The organism is Arcicella aquatica, assembly GCF_034928825.1.
GTDB classification, from domain to species: domain Bacteria; phylum Bacteroidota; class Bacteroidia; order Cytophagales; family Spirosomataceae; genus Arcicella; species Arcicella aquatica.
In genome coordinates this window covers 77,520-84,251 of sequence record NZ_JAYFUL010000023.1, presented here as the reverse complement: position 1 = coordinate 84,251, position 6,732 = coordinate 77,520, and the positions used below count along the sequence as shown (strand labels likewise).

8 protein-coding genes are annotated in these 6,732 nt (G+C 36.2%); 3 read left to right on the top strand and 5 right to left on the bottom strand.

Annotated elements, in window-relative coordinates:
* Positions 1–152: 152 nt before the first annotated feature.
* Positions 153–476: a carbonic anhydrase gene (locus VB264_RS14585; RefSeq protein ID WP_323250536.1), complete on the top strand. Its 324-nt coding sequence runs from the start codon at positions 153–155 to the stop codon at positions 474–476.
* Between the two features lie 288 nt (positions 477–764).
* Positions 765–2,516, top strand: coding sequence for an SMP-30/gluconolactonase/LRE family protein (locus tag VB264_RS14580; RefSeq protein WP_323250535.1), 1,752 nt, complete (start codon positions 765–767; stop codon positions 2,514–2,516).
* 22 nt (positions 2,517–2,538) lie between these two features.
* Here the strand turns inward: VB264_RS14580 and VB264_RS14575 are convergent, their stop codons facing one another.
* The 5 genes from VB264_RS14575 to VB264_RS14555 are packed head-to-tail and all read right to left on the bottom strand — an operon-like array spanning position 2,539 to position 5,810.
* On the bottom strand, positions 2,539–3,192 hold the full coding sequence (locus VB264_RS14575; protein WP_323250534.1) for a phosphoribosylanthranilate isomerase: 654 nt from the start codon (positions 3,190–3,192) through the stop codon (positions 2,539–2,541).
* Positions 3,192–3,671, bottom strand: a complete 480-nt coding sequence (locus VB264_RS14570; RefSeq protein ID WP_323250533.1) for an NUDIX domain-containing protein — start codon at positions 3,669–3,671, stop codon at positions 3,192–3,194. The genes VB264_RS14575 and VB264_RS14570 overlap by 1 nt, the downstream gene beginning before the upstream one ends.
* Before the next feature lie 3 nt (positions 3,672–3,674).
* Positions 3,675–4,826 carry an MFS transporter gene (locus tag VB264_RS14565; protein WP_323250532.1) on the bottom strand — a complete coding sequence of 384 codons (1,152 nt, stop codon included), beginning with the start codon at positions 4,824–4,826 and terminating at the stop codon, positions 3,675–3,677.
* A gap of 49 nt (positions 4,827–4,875) precedes the next feature.
* Entirely contained in the window at positions 4,876–5,397 is a 522-nt protein-coding gene (locus VB264_RS14560) for a 5' nucleotidase, NT5C type (RefSeq protein WP_323250531.1), read from the bottom strand.
* A gap of 23 nt (positions 5,398–5,420) precedes the next feature.
* Entirely contained in the window at positions 5,421–5,810 is a 390-nt protein-coding gene (locus VB264_RS14555; protein WP_323250530.1) for a VOC family protein, read from the bottom strand.
* Between the two features lie 112 nt (positions 5,811–5,922).
* Here VB264_RS14555 and VB264_RS14550 point away from each other — a divergent pair, with 112 nt between their 5' ends.
* On the top strand, positions 5,923–6,672 hold the full coding sequence (locus VB264_RS14550) for a DeoR/GlpR family DNA-binding transcription regulator (RefSeq protein ID WP_323250529.1): 750 nt from the start codon (positions 5,923–5,925) through the stop codon (positions 6,670–6,672).
* The last annotated feature ends 60 nt before the right edge of the window (positions 6,673–6,732 follow it).

Genomic DNA, 6,732 nt, shown 5'->3' with positions numbered 1-6,732 from the left:
AAAGTGGGTAAAAGTATATCAAACTTCTCAATACTTAGAGAGGTCAAAGATTTAAATTGCCGTGGGTTGTTGCGAGCTTTTTCGTAGGCTGTCATAGCTTTTTGTACAAAGTTCGCACGCACACACGACAATATAAATAATTAGTATTCAAAATGTCTAATAAATGGTTGAGAAATATCAAAGAAGTTTATTATAAACATGACAACGAGCTTAAAGCCATTGAAGATGAAGATGCTAAATTCAGACGTTTGGTAGAACTAAATGTTGAAGAACAAGTAAAAAACTTATCCAAAACAACTATTATACAACGTTCTTGGAAAAACTTCCAATTACCACATTTGCATGGATGGGTTTTTGATATGAAAACAGGTTTGATTAAAGAAGTATTAGAAATTGAGGCTTGCTCGGAGGTGGATCCAATTTTCAAATATGATTTTCATACGGATGAACTAATTAGCAATAGCTCAATTTATTAGGTTAAATCAGGATTATAAAATACTTATGTTACCTTAGCTTTCGGAAAAATAATTCCGAAAGCTTTTTTTTGTCTTAAGTAATCAGTTTACTAATGAAGCTGTTTAAACTTTCCGTTTCTGAGGTGAAAGTATTGTATTTTAGAATTGATTTTTTCAAAATTCACGAAGCATAGCATCGCTACGTTGAGTAAATTTTGGAACAAGCTATTCTAAAAGACTTAGTTTAACCCGAAAGGGAAAATTTATACAGCTTCAATTACTAATCACAACTTATTCTAAAACATGACTATGAAAAAAATACTATTGGCTGGATTAATTCTTTGCCAACTAAAAACATTTGCCCAAACGCCTGCTGAAAACTATCAGGACGACCCCGCTTCGATGGAACAAACGGGTGTTCCGAAGGGAGAAGTATTGAAATTTACTTTCGAGGATTCTAAAATTTTCCCCGGTACTTTCAGAGAATATTGGGTATATGTTCCTGCTCAGTATCGCCCCGAAAAACCTGCTTGTGTTTACGTAAATCAAGACGGAGTCCAGTGGAAAGCACCTACCGTTTTTGATAATTTAATTCATCAAAAAGCCATGCCTATCACTATCGGCATATTTGTGATGCATGGACGAGTAAAAGCGGACAATCCAGAAATGGCTAATGATCGTTTTAATAGAAGTTATGAATATGATGGCTTGGGGGATAATTATGCAAGATTTTTATTAGAAGAGCTTTTACCTGCTGTTGAAAAACAAAAGACGAGTGATGGTCGTGCGATTAGACTTTCAAAAAATGGGAATGACAGAGCCATCGGAGGGTCAAGCAGTGGGGCAGTATGTGCTTTTACGGCGGCTTGGGAAAGGCCAGATGCTTTTTCAAGAGTATTTAGTGCCATCGGAACCTATGTAGGTTTACGAGGAGGAGATTCGTATTCCACCTTAATTCGTAAACATGAACCTAAACCAATTAGAGTTTTCTTGCAAGATGGTGCTAATGACCTTAATATTTATGGTGGAGATTGGTGGAAAGCCAACGAAACCATTGAAAGAGCACTGACATTTTCAGGCTATGAAGTAAATCATGTGTGGGGCGAAGGAGGACATAATGGTAAACAAGGAACAGCTATTTTCCCTGAGGCGATGCGTTGGCTTTGGAAAGATTATCCTAAGCCAGTTTCCAAAGGACAGTCAAAAAATCAAGTGTTGAGCGATATTTTAATAGAAAATGAGAATTGGGAATTAGTAGGAGAGGGTTATACTTTTACAGAAGGCACTGCATCTAATCCAACAGGGGAGGTATTTTATCAAGATATTCCTAACTCAAAAACCTATAAAGTTGGTTTAGATGGGAAATTACAAACCTTGAACCTAGATGCTAAAAGAGGGAGTGGGACAACATTTGATTCCGATGGAAAACGCTATGTAGTAGCAGGGGGTACTAAACAAATTTTAGTGTATGATACTCAAGGAAAAGAATCTGTATTGGTGGATGACCAATCGGCGAATGATATTATTGTTGCCAAAAACGGTAATATTTATTTTACATCGCCCAACGGCATTGAAAAACCGAGTAAATTATTCTTGCTACGACCAAACGGCGAAAAAGTAGAATTGGATGAAGGTTTGAAATATGCCAATGGGCTTTGTCTTTCGCCAGACCAAACACTATTGTATGTTACAGAATCTACTTCGCATTGGCTATGGGTCTATCAAATTCAAGCAGATGGAAAATTGACATACAAACAAAAATATGGTTGGCTACATGTAAAAGATTCAGATAATAATGCTTGGGCAGATGGTTTGAAAACGGATAATCAAGGAAGAGTTTATGTGACTACCCGTGTAGGGATTCAAGTGCTTGACCAAACTGGTAGAGTAAACGCAATTATTCCAGTACCTACTGGTCAGCCTTCTAATATTTGTTTTGGTGGAGCATACTTTGATACGATATATGTAAGCTGTGTCGATAAAGTATATAGAAGAAAACTAAAAACACGTGGTGCAAATGCTTTTGAAAAGCCATTCAAGCCAGCACCACCAAGATTATAGCATCTTATAAGCCGTGGATTAATTAGTAATTATTCACGGCTTGTATCAACCTTCCTAATTTTTTAGGATCAAGTTTGCCATCAGTCCTTACGCCACTGCAAATATCAACTCCATAAGGCTTAACAAAGGCTATCGCTTCTCGGATATTCTCTGGATTCAATCCACCTGCTAAAAATACAGGAATAGATACTGTCTCTACAATGCGTTTACTAATATCCCAATCGTGTTTTCTGCCAGTTCCTCCTAATTCCTTAACCACTAAATTTGGGTTTCCCGAATCCAATAAAATTATATCAGCCAATGATTCATACATGCTAGCTTCAATAATTGATTCTTCACTTGTTACATGTATTACTTGTATAAGCTTGATATTGGGAAGATTCGCTCTTAAAACCCGATATGCCTCCACAGGCACAGCATCTACTAATTGAATACAATTAGTACCCGTAGCACGTTGATGTGCGATTATTTCGTAAGGGTCAGTTTTGGGCGTTAATAAGAAGCTATCAATGTGTGGAGGAATGATGGTAGCAATTTCTTGAATTAAATCATCGGCAATAGTGCCCGGCCCGCTTGGCATTTTTGCTACTAATCCCAACACATCAGCGCCCGAATCGAGGGCTATTTGTGCTTCTTGTTGGCTACTTATACAACATATTTTAATTTTTGTACCCATTATTCAAAAACCACTTTGTTTTCAATTTCTTCATTCATAAAAAGCAATTTTACTTCACTGTCGTATAGTGCATTAAAGGCAAAATGCTTCTTTTTTAAGATATAATCGTATATGAAAAAGTCTGTTTTAGGCGTTGGGAAACTATCAATGTCTTGAAAATTATGCCATTCTAAAATGCCTTCATTACAAAGGGCAGGCTCAAAGAAGTCAACTTCGGCTTCATAAATAAAGCTCATCCAATTATACTTTACTGGCGATGTTTCCACCAATGTGCCGCAAAATCTCATGGCGGGTACTTTTATGCCAGCTTCTTCCCAAACCTCACGAATGGCTGCATCATAAGGGTTTTCAAATGCATCTACTTTTCCACCTACAGGTACGTAAGTATCTTTATTTGGTTCATTGAAACGTTTTAGCAATAAAAAGTTAGCGCCATTTCTCAGCACACAAATTACAGCTACTCTTTTTAAACCTTCCATGTGCTATTCAGGTATTTTTGTGGTTAAAAAGCTTCCTAATAATCCTAAAATGATTAATGAAGCGAGGGCTATTTTCAAAGAGAAGAATTCAGAAAGATAACCTATCATTACTGGACCAATTAAAAAACCAGCAATACCCAACGTGGAAATGGCAGCTAATGCTACCCCAGCAGCCATTGTTTTTGAATGACCAGCTTCACTATAAATTAGCGGAACAATAGTAGAAAGCCCCAAGCCCGTAATACCAAAGCCGATAATAACTGTAAAGGGTGAAGGTATAAAAATAGCAATTGACATTCCGACAAATACTAGTAAGCAATTGATTAGAAGGGTTTTTCTAAGACCAAGGGCTTGTAGAATTTTATCACCAAATATTCTACCTACTACCATCAACACTGAGAATGCCGTAAACCCAGCCGTAGCAAAGCCATTCGAGTTATCCATAATTTGTTTGTAATAAAGCACACTCCAGTCGGCCATAGCTCCTTCGCACAACATTCCACAGAAGCAAATAATACCTAGAATGATTAAAGACTTATCTGGAATAGCGAAAAGGGGTTGATTTTCGTCCGACTTATGGTCGTTTTGTAATAAATACGAAAATGAAATAAGTCCAATCAGCAAGTCGATACTACCAATTGTTGCCAAATGTTGAAAAGTAGAAATACCCTGTTTCGCAATGATACCTCCTAAAGCCGCTCCAAGCATAAAACCTATGCTAAATACAGCATGAAAAGAGGACATAATAGAGCGTTTTTGTAGTTTTTCTACACCAACGGCTTGTACGTTCATGGCAATATTCAGTAAGTCGCTACCAAAACCAAAAATAAATAAAGAGATACCAAGGTTTATTGGATTAGCCGAAAGCCCAAGCAATGGGAGAGAAATAAAATAGAAAAAGACAGCAAATAAAGTGATTTTTTTACTGCCAAATTTATGGATAATCACTCCAGCCATAGGTAATGCCGTTAAGCTACCAATAGGCATGGCAAATAATACAGTTCCCAAAGCAGCATCACTTAAATGTAATAGTTCTTTCATATCTGGAATTCGTGATGCCCATGAGGCAAAACTAATTCCACATAGAAAGAATAAAGCATTGGTAGCAATGCGAGCATTTTTCCCAATGTTATGTTGAATAATAGTAGTTTCCAAAGCGTTAATGCGATTATTATGAACTTGCTGAAAAGCATAAAGAGGCATCTTACAACAAGATACTCTCAATTTCTTTCCAAGAATGTACCCTTGTAAATTCTTTTACGTGTTGATTATGAGCGGCATCAAATAATAAGCCTTTGCCTTCAAAATTAATGAGATTTTTTTCATGATCATCAATGATATAATCAGCTTTAATCATCCATTTATGACCACAAAAAACAGTATGCGACCAGCCAATGTATGGAAAATACTTATCCAACCATTCTAATTTCTCTTCCATGGATAAAGGAAACTCGGTAGCTGCTGATACAATAAATATTTCGTGTTTGGCATGAAGTTTTTGAACAACCTCTTGCGCACCCGGAATTAATGGAATATCTGCAAAAAAACCTTTTTCCCAAAGCATTCCACGTACCGTAGTGTATTGTGCATAATAAGCCTTATAAACTTCTGGTTGTGTTAAGATTTGCTCACGAGTAAAATTTGTTCCTAATTTTTTATTCGTTTCGTTTAATAATTTTAAACTTGTGTCTGCCAAGACATCATCCATGTCGATTAAGATTCTCATAAATAATAATATACGGTTTTAGTTTATACTGTAATTTCAATTCGGTTATTTTCAGGGTCAAGCACTACACTTTCGTAGTACCCATCGCCAGTTGTTCTTGGCTTACCAATAATCGTAAAGCCTTCGTTTACTAACGTTTCAGTTAGTTCATTTACTTTTTCTATACTGCCAACGGCTATTGCAAAATGTACCAATCCTTTTGTTTGAAGTAAAATATCTTTTGGAATATCCACTACTGTTGGCGAGTGCATAATTTCTAAACGCGCTCCTTTTGTAAAACTTAAAAAATAAGATTCAAACCCTGTTTTGATATTGACATATTTTTGATTGGCTGTTGCTCCGAAAAAACGACAATAAAATGACTTCATTTTTTCTAAGTCAATCGTCCAAATAGCGATGTGTTCAATGTTCATCATGCGGTTTTTAAAATATTTAGACAAATTTACCGCAATAAACCGCATATATCAAAATATAATTTATTAAATTTGTGTAATATTCCGAATAAAAACGAATTAAACCGCAAATATGCTCAGGGAAGAAAGATTACAGGTCATCTTGAAGATGTTAGAAACTAACCAAAGGGTTTCTTCTGTTCAATTGGCAGAAATACTTAATGTTTCTGATGATACCATTCGTCGTGACTTAAATGAATTAGCAGAAGACGGGTTGCTGAAAAAAGTACATGGCGGAGCTATCCCCAAAGCGACAAGCCCCTATAAGTTAAAAGAGAGGATTCATATTGACCATGAAGAAAAACTGATTTTAGCCAAAAAGGCTCAAAGTTTTTTTGCGAATGGACAAGTAATTATCCTTGATAATGGTTCTACTAATATGGAGGTAGCGAAATTAATGTCTCCTTCCTTAAAAGCCACCGTTTTTACAACCAGTATAGCCATCGCCCAAATCCTTTGTGAACACCCCAATATTGAATTATTTATGCTGGGGGGCAAGGTATTTAAAGATGCCCAAAATACGTATGGTTCAGAGGTAATAGAGCTACTAAGTAAAATCAGAGCTGATGTTTTATTGATTGGCGTTTGTGGAATTCATCCAGAAATAGGAGTGACTATTCCAGATTGGGGCGAATGCGTAGTAAAAAAGAAAATGGTTGAGGTATCGGCTAAAGTAATAGCCTTGATTACAGCCGAAAAACTAAATACGGCAGATAGTTTTGTGGTATGTCCTTATGCTGATATTGATGTAATGATTACTGATGAGATAATCACTGAAGAACAATTAGTAGCCTACAAAAGGCTTGGTACTGAAATCCAATAAGTAAATTGATAAAAAAATCCCTACAATTGAATCATTGACAATTGTAGGGATTTAAGTTTT